The sequence below is a fragment of the Streptomyces sp. NPDC047079 genome (genome assembly GCF_040643755.1).
Classification (GTDB): Bacteria; Actinomycetota; Actinomycetes; order Streptomycetales; family Streptomycetaceae; genus Streptomyces.
On sequence record NZ_JBEYUZ010000014.1, the window covers coordinates 126,871 to 143,393 of the forward strand.

15 protein-coding genes and 2 pseudogenes are annotated in these 16,523 nt (G+C 72.2%); 10 read left to right on the forward strand and 7 right to left on the reverse strand.

Annotation, left to right across the window (positions count from 1 at the left end; all coding sequences use genetic code 11):
* Window positions 1-144 precede the first annotated feature (144 nt).
* Together ABZ823_RS19825 and ABZ823_RS19830 are read left to right on the forward strand one after the other, a co-directional pair.
* Window positions 145-975, forward strand: a complete 831-nt coding sequence (locus tag ABZ823_RS19825) for a DeoR/GlpR family DNA-binding transcription regulator (protein WP_361661618.1) — start codon at window positions 145-147, stop codon at window positions 973-975.
* An 83-nt stretch (window positions 976-1,058) separates the two neighbouring features.
* A pseudogene (locus ABZ823_RS19830) lies at window positions 1,059-1,575 on the forward strand (SRPBCC family protein).
* Here the strand turns inward: ABZ823_RS19830 and ABZ823_RS19835 are convergent.
* The gene (locus tag ABZ823_RS19835) at window positions 1,538-2,662 is read right to left on the reverse strand and encodes a PLP-dependent cysteine synthase family protein (RefSeq protein ID WP_361661621.1); all 1,125 of its coding nucleotides are present in this window, start codon (window positions 2,660-2,662) and stop codon (window positions 1,538-1,540) included. The pseudogene ABZ823_RS19830 and the gene ABZ823_RS19835 sit on opposite strands and share 38 nt — an antisense overlap.
* Window positions 2,663-3,050: 388 nt before the next feature.
* Here ABZ823_RS19835 and ABZ823_RS19840 point away from each other — a divergent pair, with 388 nt between their 5' ends.
* Window positions 3,051-3,383, forward strand: a complete 333-nt coding sequence (locus ABZ823_RS19840; RefSeq protein ID WP_361661624.1) for a hypothetical protein — start codon at window positions 3,051-3,053, stop codon at window positions 3,381-3,383.
* A gap of 243 nt (window positions 3,384-3,626) precedes the next feature.
* Window positions 3,627-4,151: an ATP-binding protein gene (locus ABZ823_RS19845; protein WP_361661627.1), complete on the forward strand. Its 525-nt coding sequence runs from the start codon at window positions 3,627-3,629 to the stop codon at window positions 4,149-4,151.
* Between the two features lie 326 nt (window positions 4,152-4,477).
* On the opposite strand, the gene ABZ823_RS19850 is transcribed toward ABZ823_RS19845, so the two are convergent.
* On the reverse strand, window positions 4,478-4,765 hold the full coding sequence (locus ABZ823_RS19850) for an SHOCT domain-containing protein (protein ID WP_361661630.1): 288 nt from the start codon (window positions 4,763-4,765) through the stop codon (window positions 4,478-4,480).
* A 151-nt stretch (window positions 4,766-4,916) separates the two neighbouring features.
* Here ABZ823_RS19850 and ABZ823_RS19855 point away from each other — a divergent pair.
* Window positions 4,917-5,027 (forward strand): annotated as a pseudogene (locus tag ABZ823_RS19855) (TetR/AcrR family transcriptional regulator); the annotation flags it as partial.
* 28 nt (window positions 5,028-5,055) lie between these two features.
* Here the strand turns inward: ABZ823_RS19855 and ABZ823_RS19860 are convergent.
* On the reverse strand, window positions 5,056-6,300 hold the full coding sequence (locus tag ABZ823_RS19860) for an ROK family protein (protein ID WP_361661632.1): 1,245 nt from the start codon (window positions 6,298-6,300) through the stop codon (window positions 5,056-5,058).
* Window positions 6,297-6,986, reverse strand: coding sequence for an alpha-ketoglutarate-dependent dioxygenase AlkB (locus tag ABZ823_RS19865; protein ID WP_361661635.1), 690 nt, complete (start codon window positions 6,984-6,986; stop codon window positions 6,297-6,299). The genes ABZ823_RS19860 and ABZ823_RS19865 overlap by 4 nt, the downstream gene beginning before the upstream one ends.
* A gap of 237 nt (window positions 6,987-7,223) precedes the next feature.
* Between ABZ823_RS19865 and ABZ823_RS19870 the strand changes: the two genes are divergently transcribed.
* Window positions 7,224-8,366, forward strand: a complete 1,143-nt coding sequence (locus ABZ823_RS19870; protein ID WP_361661638.1) for a methyltransferase — start codon at window positions 7,224-7,226, stop codon at window positions 8,364-8,366.
* Window positions 8,367-8,384: 18 nt separating this feature from the next.
* On the opposite strand, the gene ABZ823_RS19875 is transcribed toward ABZ823_RS19870, so the two are convergent.
* Together ABZ823_RS19875 and ABZ823_RS19880 are read right to left on the reverse strand one after the other, a co-directional pair.
* The gene (locus ABZ823_RS19875) at window positions 8,385-9,269 is read right to left on the reverse strand and encodes a class II fructose-bisphosphate aldolase (RefSeq protein ID WP_361661641.1); all 885 of its coding nucleotides are present in this window, start codon (window positions 9,267-9,269) and stop codon (window positions 8,385-8,387) included.
* A gap of 12 nt (window positions 9,270-9,281) precedes the next feature.
* Complete coding sequence (locus tag ABZ823_RS19880) at window positions 9,282-10,190, reverse strand: sugar isomerase (RefSeq protein ID WP_361661644.1); 909 nt, start codon at window positions 10,188-10,190, stop codon at window positions 9,282-9,284.
* A 150-nt stretch (window positions 10,191-10,340) separates the two neighbouring features.
* Here ABZ823_RS19880 and ABZ823_RS19885 point away from each other — a divergent pair, with 150 nt between their 5' ends.
* The 4 genes from ABZ823_RS19885 to ABZ823_RS19900 all read left to right on the forward strand — a co-directional run bounded on the left by ABZ823_RS19885 (window position 10,341) and on the right by ABZ823_RS19900 (window position 15,426).
* Complete coding sequence (locus ABZ823_RS19885) at window positions 10,341-11,120, forward strand: DeoR/GlpR family DNA-binding transcription regulator (protein ID WP_361661647.1); 780 nt, start codon at window positions 10,341-10,343, stop codon at window positions 11,118-11,120.
* A 126-nt stretch (window positions 11,121-11,246) separates the two neighbouring features.
* The gene (locus ABZ823_RS19890; protein WP_361661649.1) at window positions 11,247-13,082 is read left to right on the forward strand and encodes a glycoside hydrolase family 15 protein; all 1,836 of its coding nucleotides are present in this window, start codon (window positions 11,247-11,249) and stop codon (window positions 13,080-13,082) included.
* Window positions 13,083-13,177: 95 nt separating this feature from the next.
* A complete protein-coding gene (locus ABZ823_RS19895) occupies window positions 13,178-14,347 on the forward strand; it encodes an MFS transporter (RefSeq protein ID WP_361661758.1) in 1,170 nt (389 codons plus the stop codon).
* A 179-nt stretch (window positions 14,348-14,526) separates the two neighbouring features.
* Complete coding sequence (locus ABZ823_RS19900) at window positions 14,527-15,426, forward strand: aminoglycoside phosphotransferase family protein (protein WP_361661761.1); 900 nt, start codon at window positions 14,527-14,529, stop codon at window positions 15,424-15,426.
* A gap of 335 nt (window positions 15,427-15,761) precedes the next feature.
* Here ABZ823_RS19900 and ABZ823_RS19905 read toward each other — a convergent pair whose 3' ends face one another.
* Entirely contained in the window at window positions 15,762-16,511 is a 750-nt protein-coding gene (locus ABZ823_RS19905; RefSeq protein ID WP_361661652.1) for a TioE family transcriptional regulator, read from the reverse strand.
* Window positions 16,512-16,523: the final 12 nt, after the last annotated feature.

The window sequence follows — 16,523 nt, forward strand, 5'->3', positions numbered from 1 at the left end:
GCGGGCGGTGGCGCCTGCCGTGTCGGCCCGTGCGAGGATGGGACGCCCCGGCGCTGGGACGGAAGAATGGCCTCGTGGCAGCCTGTGCGGACGGCCTTTCGGCAGGGATCGGGTGAGTTCGGGATGAAGGAGGACGGAGCGGACGTGAGCGAGAATCAGAACCTCCTCGCGGAGCAGCGCCGTGCCCTGATCCTGGACGAGGTGCGGCGGCGCGGCGGTGTCCGCGTGAACGAGCTGACGCGCAAGCTCGGTGTCTCCGACATGACGATCCGTCGCGACCTCGACGCGCTCGCCCGCCAGGGCGTTCTGGAGAAGGTGCACGGCGGCGCGGTGCCGGTGGTGGAGGCGAGCACGCACGAGCCGGGTTTCGAGGCCAAGTCGGGTCTGGAACTGACGGCCAAGGAGGACATCGCGCGGGCCGCGGCGGAGCTGGTCACGCCGGGCACGGCGATCGCCCTGTCGGGGGGTACGACGACATACGCGCTGGCCCACCATCTGGTGGATGTGCCCGAGCTGACCGTGGTCACCAACTCCGTGCGGGTGGCGGACGTCTTCCACTCCGCGCAGCGCACCTCGGGCCCGCGACAGGGTGCCGCCACCGTCGTGCTGACCGGCGGTGTGCGCACTCCGTCCGACTCGCTGGTGGGGCCCGTGGCCGACCAGGCGATCGCCTCCCTCCACTTCGATGTGCTGTTCCTCGGCGTGCACGGGATATCGGTGGAGGCGGGTCTGTCGACGCCGAACCTCGCGGAGGCCGAGACCAACCGGCGGCTCGTGCAGTCCGCACGGCGGGTCGTGGTGGTCGCCGACCACACCAAGTGGGGCACGGTGGGACTGAGTTCGTTCGCCGCGCTGGATCAGGTCGACACGCTGGTGACCGACGCGGGGCTGCCGGCCGAGGCGCGCTCGGAGGTCTCGGAGCATCTGCGGCGCCTGGTGGTGGCCGGGGAGACCGAGGGCTGCACAGAGATCTGACGGCCCGCCAGCTATGTGACGCCGACCCGGTGCCGGCCCGCTTGTGTCCGGGGTACCGGTGTCCCCCGAGGAAGTTGTCGTCCATGGCACGCCGTCTGCGCCCGGTGGACTTCACGCGGACCGCTCGGCGTGCGGCTGGTGTTCGCCCGGGATTCGCGGCGCCCTCGGAGCAGGTCTTCCGAGCCCTCGCGGAGGACTTCTGGGGCTGGGGCGCGTGGTTCACGGCGGTGACCTCGGCCCGTCCGGTCGACGGGGCGCCGGGCGCGAGGTGCGCCTCGCGGGCGGCACCCGGTCCGGGAGACGGTCGTCACGGCCGCGGTGCCCGAGGTGTACGCGTACCGGGTCGACGAGACGAACGCCCCCGGGTTCCGTGCGCTCCTGGAGGTATGGCGTCCGGCACCCGCGGGCACCCGTGTGCAGTGGACCTTCGCGGCCGACGGGTCCGGGACCCTGCTGTTTCTGCTGAACCCGGCTCGCGGCGGTCTCGGGCGCGCGTTCAGATGTGCGGTGACGGCCCTGGACCGCAGGCTCGCCTCGAGGCGCCGGACCGGGATCGCCGGGATCAGCCGGGCCACACCCCGGTCGCCAGCAGTGAAGTGATCGCCGCCGAGTACGGCGCGATGTCCAGTCGCTGCTCGGCGAGCCAGGCGTCCGAGTAGTACTTGTCGAGATAGCGATCGCCGGGGTCGCACAGCAAGGTCACCACACTGCCCGTGCGCCCCTCGGCCACCATCTGCGCGACGATCTTCAGGGCGCTCCACAGCCCGGTGCCGGTCGAGCCGCCCGCCTTGCGGCCGATGGCACCTTCCAGGGCCCGTACGGCCGCGATGGCGGCGGCGTCGGGGACCTTCATCATCCGGTCGACGGCGCCGGGCACAAAGCTGGGTTCCATCCGTGGCCGGCCGACGCCCTCGATGCGGGAGCCGCTCTCACAGGTGACATCCGGATCGCCCGTCGTCCACCCCGCGAAGAAGCACGAGTTCTCCGGATCGGCGACACAGACGCGGGTGTCGTATCCCATGTAGTGCACATAGCGGGCGATGGTCGCCGAGGTGCCGCCCGTACCGGCTGTGGCGACGATCCATGCGGGCTCGGGGAACCGCTCCAGCTCCAGCTGACGGAAGATGGATTCCGCGATGTTGTTGTTGCCGCGCCAGTCGGTGGCCCGTTCGGCGTAGGTGAACTGGTCCATGTAGTGGCCGCCGGTCTCCGCCGCGAGCGCGGCCGAGGCCTCGTACATTTTCCGCGGGTCGTCCACGAAGTGGCACTGCCCGCCGTGGAACTCGATGAGCCGGCACTTCTCGGCGCTCGTCGTGCGCGGCATGACCGCGATGAAGGGCACGCCGATGAGCCCCGCGAAGTAGGCCTCGGAGACGGCCGTCGAACCGCTGGACGCCTCGATCACCGGGTGTCCCGGGCGGATCCAGCCGTTGCACAGTCCGTACAGGAACAGGGAGCGGGCGAGGCGGTGCTTCAGGCTTCCGGTGGGGTGGGTCGACTCGTCCTTGAGATACAGGTCGATGCCCCAGTGCTCGGGCAGCGGGAAGCGCAGCAGGTGGGTGTCGGCCGAGCGGTTGGCGTCGGCCTGCACCTTGCGGACGGCCTCTTTGAGCCACGTACGGTACTCGGCGTCGCTGCGGTCGACGTCCAGCGTCTCGCCGGGGCGGGTGATCTGGGAGGTGCTCACGGCGGGCTCCTTAACGGGGTGTGCCGAGGCCGGGTTCACACGGTCGGACGCCTCGCATCATAAACGTCTCCCTCACACCTTCTCACCTGCATAAACGCGCCTTTGAGCAGGTCAAAGGCATCCCTTGCGCAACGGCGCAAAACGGTGGGGCGCATCCGCGCGAGTGCGCCGGTTGACCGCCGCGAGCCCGCCGTGCGCACTGGTGCCGGGAGCCGGGTGCGGGCAGACTTCACCGCGAGGAACGCCGGTCGGTGCAGCCTGGCGTCACCGGGGCACCGGCCTGCGCGGAATCGGGTACTCGACCACGACCGGACTCGATCAGCGCAACGCCGGATCGCGCCCCGCGTGATCCGGAACGGTTACAGCCGAACGCACGAGGGGGCAGGGCATGGCGGAGCCGGAGTTCACGGCGACGGGTGTGCGGATCGGGAGGAGACTGCGGTCGCTCACTCGGGCCGGGGAGGTCCGGATCAGCGACGGCAGACTGCGTCTGCTCACCAGTTACGGCAGCGTGATCGACAGCGCGCCGGTGCAGGCGGTGCGCGCGTCGAAACCATGGTTCGCGCCGGAGGACCGGGCTTTGGCGGACCTCAACGGCACCCGCTATTCGCTGACCCTCGGCGACCACGACCGCGCTCCGGGGCAGCCGGGGCAGCCGGGGCCGCCGCCGGCGCGGCGGTTCATCGAGGCGGTGCGCCGGGCGGCCGGGCGGGGCGGCTAGTGCTGGGCGCGAGTTGCGGTACGTCACCCGTTGGGTCACGCTGGTCTCACATCACTCTGGGTTTACCGGCGATCACGCTGAAGAACCAGCCCGCCGGTACGACAGCGGGCGGCCCCCGTACGAAGCCGTACCGCACCAAGCGGCCGGAGTACTCAGCCGCACAGCAGGCGGCGGGTACGCCCAGCCCTCCTGCTGGATCCGATCTCCGTCTTCTTCCGGACCTCAATTCGGGGAGTCGCAGCCGTGATCAGCCAGCCAAGCAGGCACTGCACGGTGGAGCTCCAAGCCCTGCCGTCGCGGATCGGCCAGGTCCGCAGAATAGTATCGGCGCAGTTGCGCTACTGGCACCTCGATCCCTTGATAGACCGGGCGTCCCTGGGTGTGACGGAGCTGTTGACCAACGTCCACCTGCACGCTCAGCCGGACAAGACGTGCACCGTGGAGATGGAACTGCTGCTCGACCGGCTCACCGTCTCGGTGCACGACCACGACCCGCGCCTGCCGGAGCTGCGCGAGCCGGATCCCACCGCCACCAGTGGACGCGGCCTGGCGATGGTGGCCGCGATCGCCGACAGCTGGGGCGTGCGACCCGACGGCGACTCGGGCAAGGTCGTCTGGTTCGCGCTTCCCGCGCCGTCACCGGCGCCGGCCCGCCCGGTCCCCAGCCTCACGCCGTACGAGAAGGCCCTTGAGGCGCCCGCCCGCCCGCTCGCGGTCGACGAGAGCAGGACACGACACGCTCCCGCCCGGTCCGCCGTTGCCGGCTGACCGGGCGGTGACCCCCCTTCCGGTACCTCCGCGACACGGGTCCAGGACCTCGCGCTTCCGGCCCGGATCCGGGCCCCCTGCCCCTGTGACTCGGCTCCAGGCCCTACGCCTCGGACGCTGACGGTGCGGGCCGCCTACGTCTCCGTCGCGGACCGCCGCTCCGGCGTCTGAGCCGCTGAGGGAGCACGCCACCTCCCGACGCTGACGGCGCAGGCCGTCCCTCCCAACGCCCCGACGCCGACCGCCCGGGACCCCCGACGCCGACCGCGCAGGTCCCCTGCGTACCTAGCACCGTCCGGGCGGCGTTCGGGCGGCGTTCGAGTCCCTCACACCGCACGTCGCTTGTCCGCGCGGCCGAACTGCTCGTCCAGGACGGAGAGTCGGCGCCAGTACTCGTCCTCGTCGATCTCGCCGGAGGCGAAGCGGCGGCCGAGCACGGCGATCGGCGAGTCGCCCGTCGGACGGCCGTCCATCCCGCGCCACGGGGCACCGCGCCCGCGCCGGACGGTGCGGCGGACGACGGTCACGACGCCGAACGCCACGGCCGCCCAGATCAGCGGGAAGAACAGGATCCAGGGGCCGGGGCCGCCGTCTCCGTGAGCCAGGGTCTGCATCTCGGTCAACTCCTCGGTGGGTTCTCGGTGATGCTCCGAGGCTCCCGCGCGGAGGGGACCGGGGTCGTCGTACGGCCGGCGGCAATGCGCCTACCTCTCCGGGAGTACGGGGCGCCCGGCCGTAGCTCCTCAGAACCCCTCACGTGGCTACGTGGGCCTCAGGCCCGAGGCGATCCTGGAGTGCTCCGGCGCCGGCCAGGGCAGCATGGACCACGGCTTGGAGGGCGGGCCGGATCTCGGGCCGGCCGCCATCCGCCGCACAGGTGGCGGGCGTGGTGCGGGGGCCGACTCTAGATCCCGGCCAGCGCGGCCGGTGGGTCGTCGAGTACCGGCTGCCAGGCCAGTTCGGCCGCTCCCACCAGGCTGTTGTGGTCGAGTGTGCACGCGAGGATGGGCACGCCGCCGCTGCGGCCCCACAGGCTGCGGTCGGCGACGACGGCGCGCAGCCGCTCGGGGTCGGCTTCCAGCAGGGTGCGATGCAGCCCGCCGAGGATGATCCGGTCCGGGTTGAGGATGTTGACCAGTCCGGCGAGGCCGAGGCCCAGCCGGCCGATCAGGATCTCGACGGCGGTACGGATGGCCGGATCGGCCGGATGGCCGTCACGGATCAGGTCGTTGGCCTGTTGGAGCAGCGACACCTCGGGGCCCGGGTCACGGCCGGCCGCCGTCAGGAAGGCCAGCGGGTCCGCCTCCACGTCCAGACAGCCGCGGCTGCCGCAGTGGCAGGCGCGGCCCTCGGGGTTGACGGTGAGGTGCCCCACCTCCAGCGCGAGCCCCGAACTCCCGGTGTGCAGCCGCCCGTCGAGCACCAGCGCACCGCCCACGCCCCGGTGACCGGTGGCCACGCACAGCAGGTCCCGAGAGCCGCGTCCCGCGCCGTGCCGGTGTTCGGCGAGCGCGGCAAGATTGACGTCGTTGGCGGCGAACGCTGGCCCGGCGATGCCAGCGGCGCGCACCCGCTCGGCGAAGATCTCCCGGACGGGCGCGCCCGCCGGCCAGGCCAGATGCAGCGGGTTGAGCGCGAGACCTTCGGGTTCGGCGACCGCGGACGGCACGGCGAGTCCCGCGCCCACACAGCGCCGACCGGTCTCTCGCAGCAGCTCGGCCCCCGCCTCGACCACCGACCCGAGCACCTTCGCCGGGTCGGCGTCGACGGTCTCGCAGCCGGGCGCCGTCGCGACGATCCGGCCGCCGAGCCCGACGAGCGCGGCCCGGAAGCCGTCCGCGTGCACCTGGGCGGCGAGTGCCACGGGCCCGTCCTCGGCGAGTTCGAGCCGGTGTGAGGGCCGGCCCTGCGCGCCGGCGGCGGCGCCCGGATGCGCATCGACCCGGATCAGGCCCAGCGCCTCCAGTTCCGCGGCCACCGCTCCGGCGGTGGCCCGGGTGACGCCCAGCTCGGTGGTGAGCACGGCACGCGTCGGCGCACGTCCGGTGTGCACCAGCTCCAGCGCGGGGCCGAGAGCGCCACGCCCCCGGTCCAGCCGCGTCCGTGTGTTCCCTTCCCCTGCCGTCCGGGGGGCCGCCTTGCCAGTCATGAGGGGGAGTCTCCCATGATCCGCTCCGGGTCCGGCCGGAAGCCGCCGACCCTCAGCGTGATGTTCAGCCGGCCCGTCAGTCCCAGCGAGGGCGGCGCCGTACCCGGGCGCACCCGAGGCACTCCGTGGTACGCGAGCCGGGCGGGACCGCCGAAGACGAACAGGTCTCCGCTGCGCAGCTCCACGTCCGTGTAGGGGCGCGTCCTGGTCTCTGTGTTGCCGAAACGGAACACACAGGTGTCGCCGAGGCTCAACGACACCACCGGGGCGCCGGACTTCTCGTCGATGTCGCGGTGCATGCCCATGCGGGCGTCCGCCTCGTAGTAGTTGATCAGGGCGATGTCGTAGGGCTCCGGTGGTACGGCCGTGGGGCCGAGGGCGGCCTCGGCTCCTTCTCGGGCCAGCGCGGCCAGCCAGGCCGGGAGCGGCTTGACGGGGGCGCCGTCGCCGTCGACGACCGTGCGGGCATAGCCGTACGGGTACCAGTGCAGGCCCAGGCACACCTGGCGGGAGGTCATGGTGCCGCCGCCGGGGGTGCGGACGGTCCGCAGTCCCGCGGGCGGCCGGGCCCACTCCCGGCAGGCCTCGAGGAGCCGGTGCTGCCGGTCCGCGTCCAGCCAGTCGGGCACGTGGACCGCGCCGGGCGCGACCTGTACGCGGCTTCGCGGGAACAGCTCGGCGTCCATGGCTCCATCATCGGGTATCCCGCCAGGCGGGCGGAGTCGCGCGCGGTCCCGGACCGAAGGCCGGCCACGGCCCCGGCCGCCCGGGCCGGGCCACCCATCGCGGAGCCACCCGCCGCGGGGCCACGGCAGCGTCGGCCCGGGCCGCTGCTCGGCTGCGGTCCCCGGCGGTGGCGACGGCTCCGCGGGCGGCGTCCGGGGACAGGCGCTGAGCTGCGGCTCGGCTAGCCTGGACGCACGATGAACGACCGTATGACCACGCCCTGGGGCACGTACGCGCTGACCCGCTTCCCCGAGGACCCCCGCGACCGGCTGCGCGCCTGGGACGCGTCCGATGCGTATCTGCTGCGGCACCTCGCGGCGAGCGGCACCCAGCTGGACGGTGCGGTCGTCGTGGTCGGCGACCGGTGGGGTGCGCTCACGACCGCGCTCGCCGCGCACCGCCCGACGCAGATCAGCGACTCGTTCCTGGCCCGTGAGGCGACCCGCGCGAATCTCGCCCGCAACGGCGCCGGAACGGACGCCGTACGCCTTCTGACCACGCAGGACGCCCCGCCGTCCCGGATCGACGTCCTGCTCGTACGGGTCCCGAAGAGCCTCGCCCTGCTGGAGGACCAGCTGCACCGGCTGGCGCCCGGCGTGCACGAGGGCACGGTGGTGGTGGGCACCGGGATGGTCAAGGAGATCCACACCTCGACGCTGAATCTGTTCGAGCGGATCCTCGGCCCGACCCGTACGTCGCTCGCCGAGCAGAAGGCCCGCCTCATCTTCTGCACCCCCGACCCGGCACTCGAACGGGGCAGCAACCCGTGGCCGTACCGGTATCGACTCCCCGACGACATCGGCGCGTTGTCCGGCCGGGCCGTCACCAACCACGCTGGTGTCTTCTGCGCCGACCGCCTCGACATCGGGACCCGGTTCTTCCTAGGGCATCTGCCCGGCGTCCGGGGCGCCGAGCGCATCGTGGACCTCGGCTGCGGCAACGGGGTGGTCGGTCTGGCCGCCGCGCTGGGCGACCCCGGGGCCGAGGTGCTGTTCGTGGACGAGTCGTACCAGGCGGTGGCCTCGGCGGAGGCGACGTACCGGGACAACGCGGAGGGGGCGGCGGAGTTCCGGGTGGGGGACGGGCTGTCCGGGGTGCCCGCCGGGAGTGTGGACCTCGTGCTCAACAATCCGCCGTTCCACTCCCATCAGGCGACGACGGACGCCACGGCGTGGCGCATGTTCACCGGGGCGCGGCGCGCCCTGCGGCCGGGTGGCGAGCTGTGGGTGATCGGCAACCGCCATCTGGGCTACCACATGAAGCTGCGCCGCCTCTTCGGCAACAGTGAAGTGGTCGCGAGCGATGCCAAGTTCGTGGTGCTGAGGGCCGTCAGGAAGTAGCGGGCCCACGATGCGGGCCTATCGCGACTCCTGCGCGGGCGCGTGCGCGCCACCGACGCCGAGCACCGTGATCAGGCGGGCCACGGTCCGGACCATCGCCTCCCTTCCCACACCGAGATAGCCGCGCGAGTCGGCCGCCTCGGGGTGCGTGGAGAGGAACTCCCGGATCGCGGCGGTCATCGCGACGTTCAGCGCCGTCCCGATGTTGACCTTCGCGATGCCGCCCGCGACGGCCGCCGTCAGCTCGTCGTCCGGCAGCCCTGAGGAGCCGTGGAGGACGAGGGGTACGTCGAGCGCGGCACTCAGCCGCTTGAGCAGGCCGTGGTCGAGCGCGGCCGTGCGCGTGGTCATCGCGTGCGTGCTGCCGACGGCGACGGCGAGGGCGTCGACGCCGGAGTCGGCCACGAAGGCGGCGGCCTCACCGGGGTCGGTCCGGGCGCCGGGGGCGTGCGGGTCGGGCGGCGGCTCGCCGTTCTTGCCGCCCACCTGTCCCAACTCCGCCTCGATCCAGAGTCCTTCGGCATGCGCCCAGTCGGCGGCGGCGCGGGTGGCGGCGAGGTTCTCCTCGTACGGCAGCCGGGCCGCGTCGTACATCACGGAGCTGAACCCGGCACCCGGCGCCTGCCGGAGCAGGCCGTCGCTGTGGACGTGGTCGAGGTGGAGGGCGACGGGCACGTCGGCACGTGCTGCGGCTGCGGCGGCGGCGCGGGCGAGGGGGAGCAGGCGTCCGTAGCGGAACCTGACCGCGTTCTCGCTGACCTGGAGCACGACCGGGGCGCCCACGTGCTCCGCGCCCGCGATGACCGCCTCGACGTGCTCGAGGGTGATGACGTTGAACGCGGGCACGGCACGGCGCGCCGCGGCGGCGGCGGCGATCAGCTCACCGGTGGCTGCGAGGGGCACGGCTGCTCCTTCTCACCGGGACCGAGGCTTCGGGCTCTCGCTCGGAGTGAGGATCACCGAGCGGGTCAGATGACGTGGCCGGTCCGGGTCGAGCCCCCGGGCGGCGGCGACGGCGACGGCGAGCCGCTGGACACGGACGAGTTCGGCGAGCGGGTCGAGTTCGCCGGCCACCCACAGCCCGCCCGTGTTCCGCACCTGACGGGCGAGCCCCTCGGGTGCCTCTCCGAGCATCCAGGTGGCGGTGCCGTGGGTGGTGATGCTGATGGGGCCGTGCCGGTACTCCATCGCCGGATAGGCCTCCGTCCACGCCCGTGCGGCCTCGCGCATCTTGAGTCCCGCCTCGTTCGCCAGTCCGACCGTCCAGCCTCGGCCGAGGAAGGTGAACTGCGTGCAGTCGGCGACGCCCTCGGGCAGCGGGGTCCCGAGTGCGGTACGGGCGTCGGCGATCACGGCGTCCGTGTGCAGGCCGAGGTGGGCCCGCAGCACGGTGAGCGCGGTGGTGGCGAAGCGGGTCTGGACCACGGAGCGCTCGTCGGCGTGGCCGAGCACGACCAGGTCGTCGGCGGACTCCGTGACGGGGGTGCGCGGGTCGGCGGTGATGGCGGTGGTCCGGGTCTGCCCCCGGAGCCGGCCGAGGAGGGCGAGGACCTCGGTGGTGGTGCCGGACCGGGTGAGGGCGACGACACGGTCGTAGGGGCGCCCGTGGGGGAACTCGGAGGCGGCGAAGGCGTCCGTCTCGCCCTGTCCGGACCGCTCCCGCAACGCGGCGGCGGACTGCGCCATGAAGAAGGAGGTCCCGCATCCCACGATCGCGACCCGCTCCCCCGCCGCCGGCAGCGCCTCCTTGTACGCCGCGGCGTCCGTGGCGGCGCGGGTCCAGCACTCGGGCTGGCTGCTCAGTTCATCCTCGACATGGGTCATGCCCGCCCCTCCCAGATGCGCGCTGAGCGTGTGCGATTTTCTGCAAGATATAAGCACCTTTCAAGCAGGATCAAGCATTCGGCGAAAGTGGGGGTGCGCTAGGGTCGCCGCAGCGGCAGAGGACCGAGGCCGGGGAACGGAGACACGCGGATGTCGCGCGACGCCCGCTGGAAGGCGCTGCTGGAACTGCTCGTCGAGCGGGGCCGGCTCGATGTCGAGGAAGTCGCGGCCGAACTGCGGGTGTCGGCCGCGACCATCCGCCGCGACTTCGACCAGCTCGCGGAGCAGCAGATGCTGGTGCGCACGCGGGGCGGCGCCGTGGTGCACGGCGTCTCCTACGAGCTGCCGCTGCGCTACAAGACGGCCCGCCGTGCCTCCGAGAAGCAGCGCATCGCCAAAGCGGTGGCGCATCTGATCGCGCCCGGGGAGGCGGTGGGCCTCACCGGCGGCACGACGACGACGGAGGTGGCGCGCGCGCTGGCGGTGCGCGGCGACCTGGCGACGGGCTCCCCCGCGCTGACCGTGGTCACCAACGCGCTGAACATCGCCAACGAGCTGGCCGTGCGGCCCCAGTTCAAGATCGTGGTGACGGGCGGGGTCGCGCGCCCACAGTCGTACGAGCTGATCGGCCCGCTCGCGGACGGGGTGCTCGACCGGATCACCTTGGACGTGGCCGTGCTCGGTGTGGTGGCCCTCGATGTCACACACGGCGCGGCGGCGCACGACGAGGCGGAGGCCGCGATCAATCGGCTGCTGTGCGAGCGTGCCGAACGTGTGGTCGTCGCGGCGGACTCCAGCAAGCTGGGGCAGCGCGCGTTCGCGTGGATCTGCGGGCTGGAGTCGGTGGACACGCTGGTCACGGACACGGCGGCGGGGGCGGACGTGGTGCGGCGGTTCGAGGAGGCGGGCGTGCGGGTGGTCACGGTCTGACGTACGTCCCCGGACCGGCCGGACGCAGGCCCGCACCGGCAGAGGCCCACTCCCCGTGCCGCCGCCTTCCCTCGCGCCTAGGCTGGGAGCTGCGGTCGGGCGTGCCGGGTGCTCAGGGAGGCTGCGATGGCCGAGACACCGTATGGGGCATACGTGCCCGGAGGCTCTCGGTATCTGCCGATCGCCGACCACGGGCTCATCGGCGACCTCCGCACGGTCGCCCTGGTGGGCACCAACGGCACCATCGACTGGTACTGCTGCCCGTCGTTCGACAGCCCCAGCGTGTTCGCGTCGATCCTGGACGCGGACAGGGGCGGGTGCTTCGAGCTGACGGCGACCGTGCCGGGCCGGACCAAGCAGTTCTACTTCCCCGACACCAACGTGCTGATCACGCGGTTCTTCACCGAGGACGGGGTCGGGGAGGTACAGGACTTCATGCCGGTCGGCGCGGGGTGCGTCGAGGCCGAGCGCCATCGGCTGATCCGGCGGGTGCTGTGCGTGCGCGGTTCCATGCCGTTCCGGACGCGGGTCGCCCCGCGGTTCGGGTACGGCGCCGAGCCGCACGTGCTCCGCCTGCTCGGCGACATGGCGGTCTTCGAGTCCGACAGTCTGACGCTGGCCCTGACCGCCACCATCCCCCTGGAGGGCGACGACCGCGACGTATGGGCGGAGTTCAAGCTCGCCGAGGGAGAGTCGGCGGTGTTCTCGCTGGACCAGCTCGGTGACTCGCTGCCTCCGCGCATGTGCGCACGGGCGGAAGCGGAGAGACAGTTCGCCACCACCGTGGCGTACTGGCGGCACTGGCTGGCCGCCTCGCGCTACCGCGGCAGGTGGCGGGAGATGGTGCACCGCTCCGCACTCACCCTGAAGCTGCTCACCTATGCTCCGACCGGCGCGATCGTCGCCGCCCCGACCACCAGCCTGCCCGAGCAGCTCGGCGGCGAGCGCAACTGGGACTACCGCTATGTCTGGGTGCGGGACGCGGCCTTCTGCGTCTACGCCCTGCTGCGGCTGGGCTTCTCCGGCGAGGCCGGGGCGTTCATGGACTTCGTGACCAGGCACATCATTCCTGGGGACGGCGGCCCGTCCGGGCCGCTGCAGATCATGTACGGGATCGACGGCCGTACCGACCTGCCCGAGCGCGAACTCCCCCACCTGGAGGGCCATCAGGGGTCCGCACCGGTGCGCGTGGGCAACGCCGCCGCCGACCAGTTGCAACTGGACATCTACGGCGCCCTCATCGACTCCATCTATCTCTACGACAAGTGGGCGCAGCCCATATCCAGCAACCAGTGGGACCAGGTCTGCGCCCTGGTGAACTGGGTCTGCAACCACTGGGACCAGCCGGACGAGGGCATCTGGGAGACACGCGGCGGCCGCAAAAACTTCCTGTACTCGCGGCTGATGTGCTGGGTGGCGATCGAACGGTCCATCCGGCTCGCCAACCGCCGTGGCCTGCCCGCCGAGCTGCTGCGCTGGCGGCGGTGCCGGGACACGATCTACCGGCAGATCATGGAACGCGGCTGGTCCCTCGAGCGCGGGGCCTTCGTCCAGCACGAGGACAGCGATGTGCTCGACGCGGCACTGCTGATGATGCCGCTGGCCAAGTTCATCGCGCCCACCGATCCCAAGTGGCTCTCCACGCTGGACACCCTCACCCAGGACCTGGTCTCCGATTCACTGGTCTACCGCTACGACCCGCAGGCGAGCCCGGACGGCCTGCACGGCGACGAGGGCACGTTCTCCATCTGCTCGTTCTGGTACGTCGAGGCACTGGTGCGGGCCGGCCGCCTCGAGGAGGCACGGCTGGCGTTCGAGAAGATGCTGACCTACGCCAACCATGTGGGTCTGTACGCCGAGGAGATCAGCCACACCGGGGAGCAGCAGGGCAACTTCCCGCAGGCCTTCACGCATTTCGCGCTGATCAGCGCGGCGTTCAACCTGGACCGGGCACTGGGCTGAGTCCGCTGCCCTCCGCCCGCTCCCTTGCCCCGTCTCCCCCGCCCTCCTACGCTTAGTTTGTGCCGCAAATAAACAAAACCACCCCGCACAGCGTCGTGCCGGGCCCCGACCTCACCCGGCTCCGCATCGCCCTCACCGCCTTCTTCGCCCTCGACGGCTTCGTCTTCGCCGGCTGGGTCGTGCGCATCCCGGCCATCAAGGTGCAGACGGGCGCATCGGCCGGCGCCCTCGGACTCGCCCTGCTCGGAGTCTCCGCCGGGGCTGTGATCACGATGACGCTCACGGGACGGCTCTGCCGCCGTTTCGGCAGCCATCCGGTGACCGTGGTCTGCGCCGTCCTTCTGTCGCTCAGCGTGTCCCTGCCACCGCTGACGCACTCGGCCCTCGCACTGGGGCTGGTGCTGCTGGTCTTCGGAGCGGCGTACGGCGGGATCAACGTCGCGTTCAACAGCGCCGCCGTCGATCTGGTCACCGCGCTGAGGCGGCCGATCATGCCGGCATTCCACGCGGCCTTCAGCCTGGGCGGCATGGTAGGCGCCGGGCTCGGCGGCCTGGTCGCGAGCTCGCTGTCCCCCACCCGGCACCTCCTCGGGCTCACCCTCATCGGTCTGCTCGTGACCGCGGTGGCCGGACGCGAGCTCCTTCGTCACGAGCCTCCCGTCCCGCCGGACCACCCGCGGCCGGAGGAACGCATCCAGCGCCGGCTCGACGCCCGCACCCGGGGCCTGGTGACCGTGTTCGGGCTGATCGCACTCTGCACCGCCTACGGTGAGGGCGCACTTGCGGACTGGGGGGCGTTGCACCTGGAGCAGGACCTCCACGCCCACCCGGGTGTCGCCGCGGCCGGCTACTCGTGCTTCGCGCTCGCCATGACCGTGGGCCGGCTCAGCGGCAGGGCCCTGCTGGAGCGGCTCGGGCGGGTCCGTACGGTGGTGGTGGGCGGCACCACGGCCACGGCCGGCATGCTGCTCGGCTCGCTCGCGCCCTCCGTGTGGGCGGCCCTGGCCGGGTTCGCGGTCACGGGGCTCGGCCTCGCCAACCTCTTTCCGGTCGCCGTCGAGCGGGCCGGTGCGCTCGCTGGCCCCGGCGGGGTGGCGGTGGCGTCGACCCTCGGCTACGGCGGCATGCTCCTCGGGCCACCCGCGATCGGCTTCATGGCGGACTGGTACTCACTGCCCGCCGCGCTCACCAGTGTGGCGGTGCTGGCGGCGGTCGCCTCCGTGATCGGGTACACCACACGCCATGCGGCCGCCGGACGGCCGTGAAACGGGAGTCGGGATCGAGAGAGTTGGCCTGCGTCGCGCCAGAGGTCCGGGACCGGCTCGTCGTTCGGTTCGGAGCCCAGGTGCTCGCCTGGTGTGACGAGCTGCCGGCTCTCGTGAACGAACTCTCTGCCCGGTGGAATCCGGACCTTGTGGCGGCGGGTGGGGGAGGCACCTCGCGGGTGTTCCGCTGCTTCAAACGTGACACCGACACCTCGGCGTGGCTGAAAATCACGCCGGAGCCCGGGACTGCCCGGGAGGAAGCCGAAGCCCTGCGGGCCTGGGCGAAGACGCCGTCGGTTGTCACGCTGCTGGCACAAGATCTTGCCGCCGGGGCCCTGCTGCTGGACGACGTGGAGCCGGGCGTGCAAGTGAGGCAGCGTGCCCGGAAGTTGGCCGAGGTCGCGGCGCTGCTGCGGGAACTGCGGGTCTCTCCTCCCGCGCCGGGTGAGCACTCGGTACTGCGGCCTCTTTCACACCGCGTCGACTTCCTGTTCGACTTGACCGACCGCAGGCTGGCGGCGGCCGACATGAACGACCTGGCTGCCTCGGCGGTGCTTCGACGGGCCCGAGCGGCAGCCCTGGAACTCGCCACCGACGGGCCCGTGGGACTTGTGCATGGTGATCAACATCCAGCGAACGTGCTGTCCGGCCCGGACGCCCGCATGGTGGCGATCGATCCGAGGCCCACGTGGGGCGACCCGGACTTCGACGCCGTGGACTGGGTGCTTGAGGGAGCTGCGGATCTCACCGTCTGGAGCGGAGGATCGAGGAGCTGGCGGCGCTGGTTCCCGGCCAGTCTCCTCATCGTGTGCTGGGTTGGTGCCGAGCCCTGGCCGCCCTCACCGCGGTCCCCGGAATGTGCGCGGGGCGGGACGACGCGGAGACCCAGTTCCTCATGGCCCTGGCCAGCGGTTGATCCGCCCGGCGGCTTCAGCCGATCCCTGTTGCCACCGTGCCTGTCAGCTGCTGTGAGTAGCTTCTCCAGGGGGTCCACCGTCAGCGGCGATGCGGGTGGCTGCTCGTGTCGTGGTAGCCGCGTGCCTGGGCGACGACGGGCCGGAGCCTGGAGGACGAGCTGACGGATCGCCGAAGTGCGGGCTCGCGGACGAGGCATGGCGGACCCAACTCGTCACCGTACGGCCGTTCCTCAATCTTCTGGTGACGGTGGTCGACTTCGGCGCCACCCCAGAAGGCCCATCGTGTTCGGCCTGCTCACGCTCGCCGGGGTCGCGTACGCGCCGCAACTGGCGGAGCTGCCGGACCGGAACATGTGGTGCATCGACTACGGCGCCTTCCAGGACGCGGCCCGATGCCGGGTCGACCTCGCCAGGGTAAGGCTCAGCCCAGGACCAGGCGGACATCGGCGGAGGGGCAGTCGAGACGGAACCGTTGGTGACGGCTGGCGACCGAGGTCTCATCCGCACTGGCGAAGGTACGCCTCCAGCTCGGCGGCCCCGGTCAGCATCGCCCGCCCGCGGGCGGACAGCCGGCCGCGCCAGTCGCAGAGTGCGGCCTCCAGCGGCTCGAGACCGCCGGCCGCCCGCACCTGGGCGATCAGCGGGGCGATCTGCTCCAGCAGGTAGCCGCCCCGTCTGAGCTGGTGGGTCAGCCGGGCGTCCCGTACGTCGGCCTCGTCGTAGACGCGGTACCCGGTCCGCGGGTGGCGACGCGGGCGCACCAGCCCGGCGCGCTCCCATTTGCGCAGCGTCGCAGGCCGGATTCCGAGCTTCCCTGCCAGCGGCCCGATGAACGTGCCGTCGGGCCCGGAGACCGCGGCCGGCTCGGACCCCGCACCGGGCTCGGGCGCCGTGGTGGGCTCCAGGTCGCGGAGGGCGTTCTCCACGGCCTGGAGGGTCCGCCGGTCGTCGAGGAGTTGGGCGTGGCTCTCGTCGATGAGGCGGAACGCCTCCTCGACCGCGCCCTCGTTCACCGCCCGCATGATCGATGTCGCCGTCTGGTGGCCGTGGCCGGGCACCAGTGCGAGGAACGCGCGCAGGGCCCGCGCGTGCAGGGGCGTATAGGTGCGGTAGCCGTGGGGTGTGCGACCGGCGTCCGGAAGGATGCCGGCCTCCTCGTAGTTCCTGACCGCCTGCGTGGACAGACCGTGCGCACGCGCCAGATCGACCGGCCTGAGCCGTTCGCTGTTTTGAAGGTTTCGTCCCATGGGCCTGCCGAT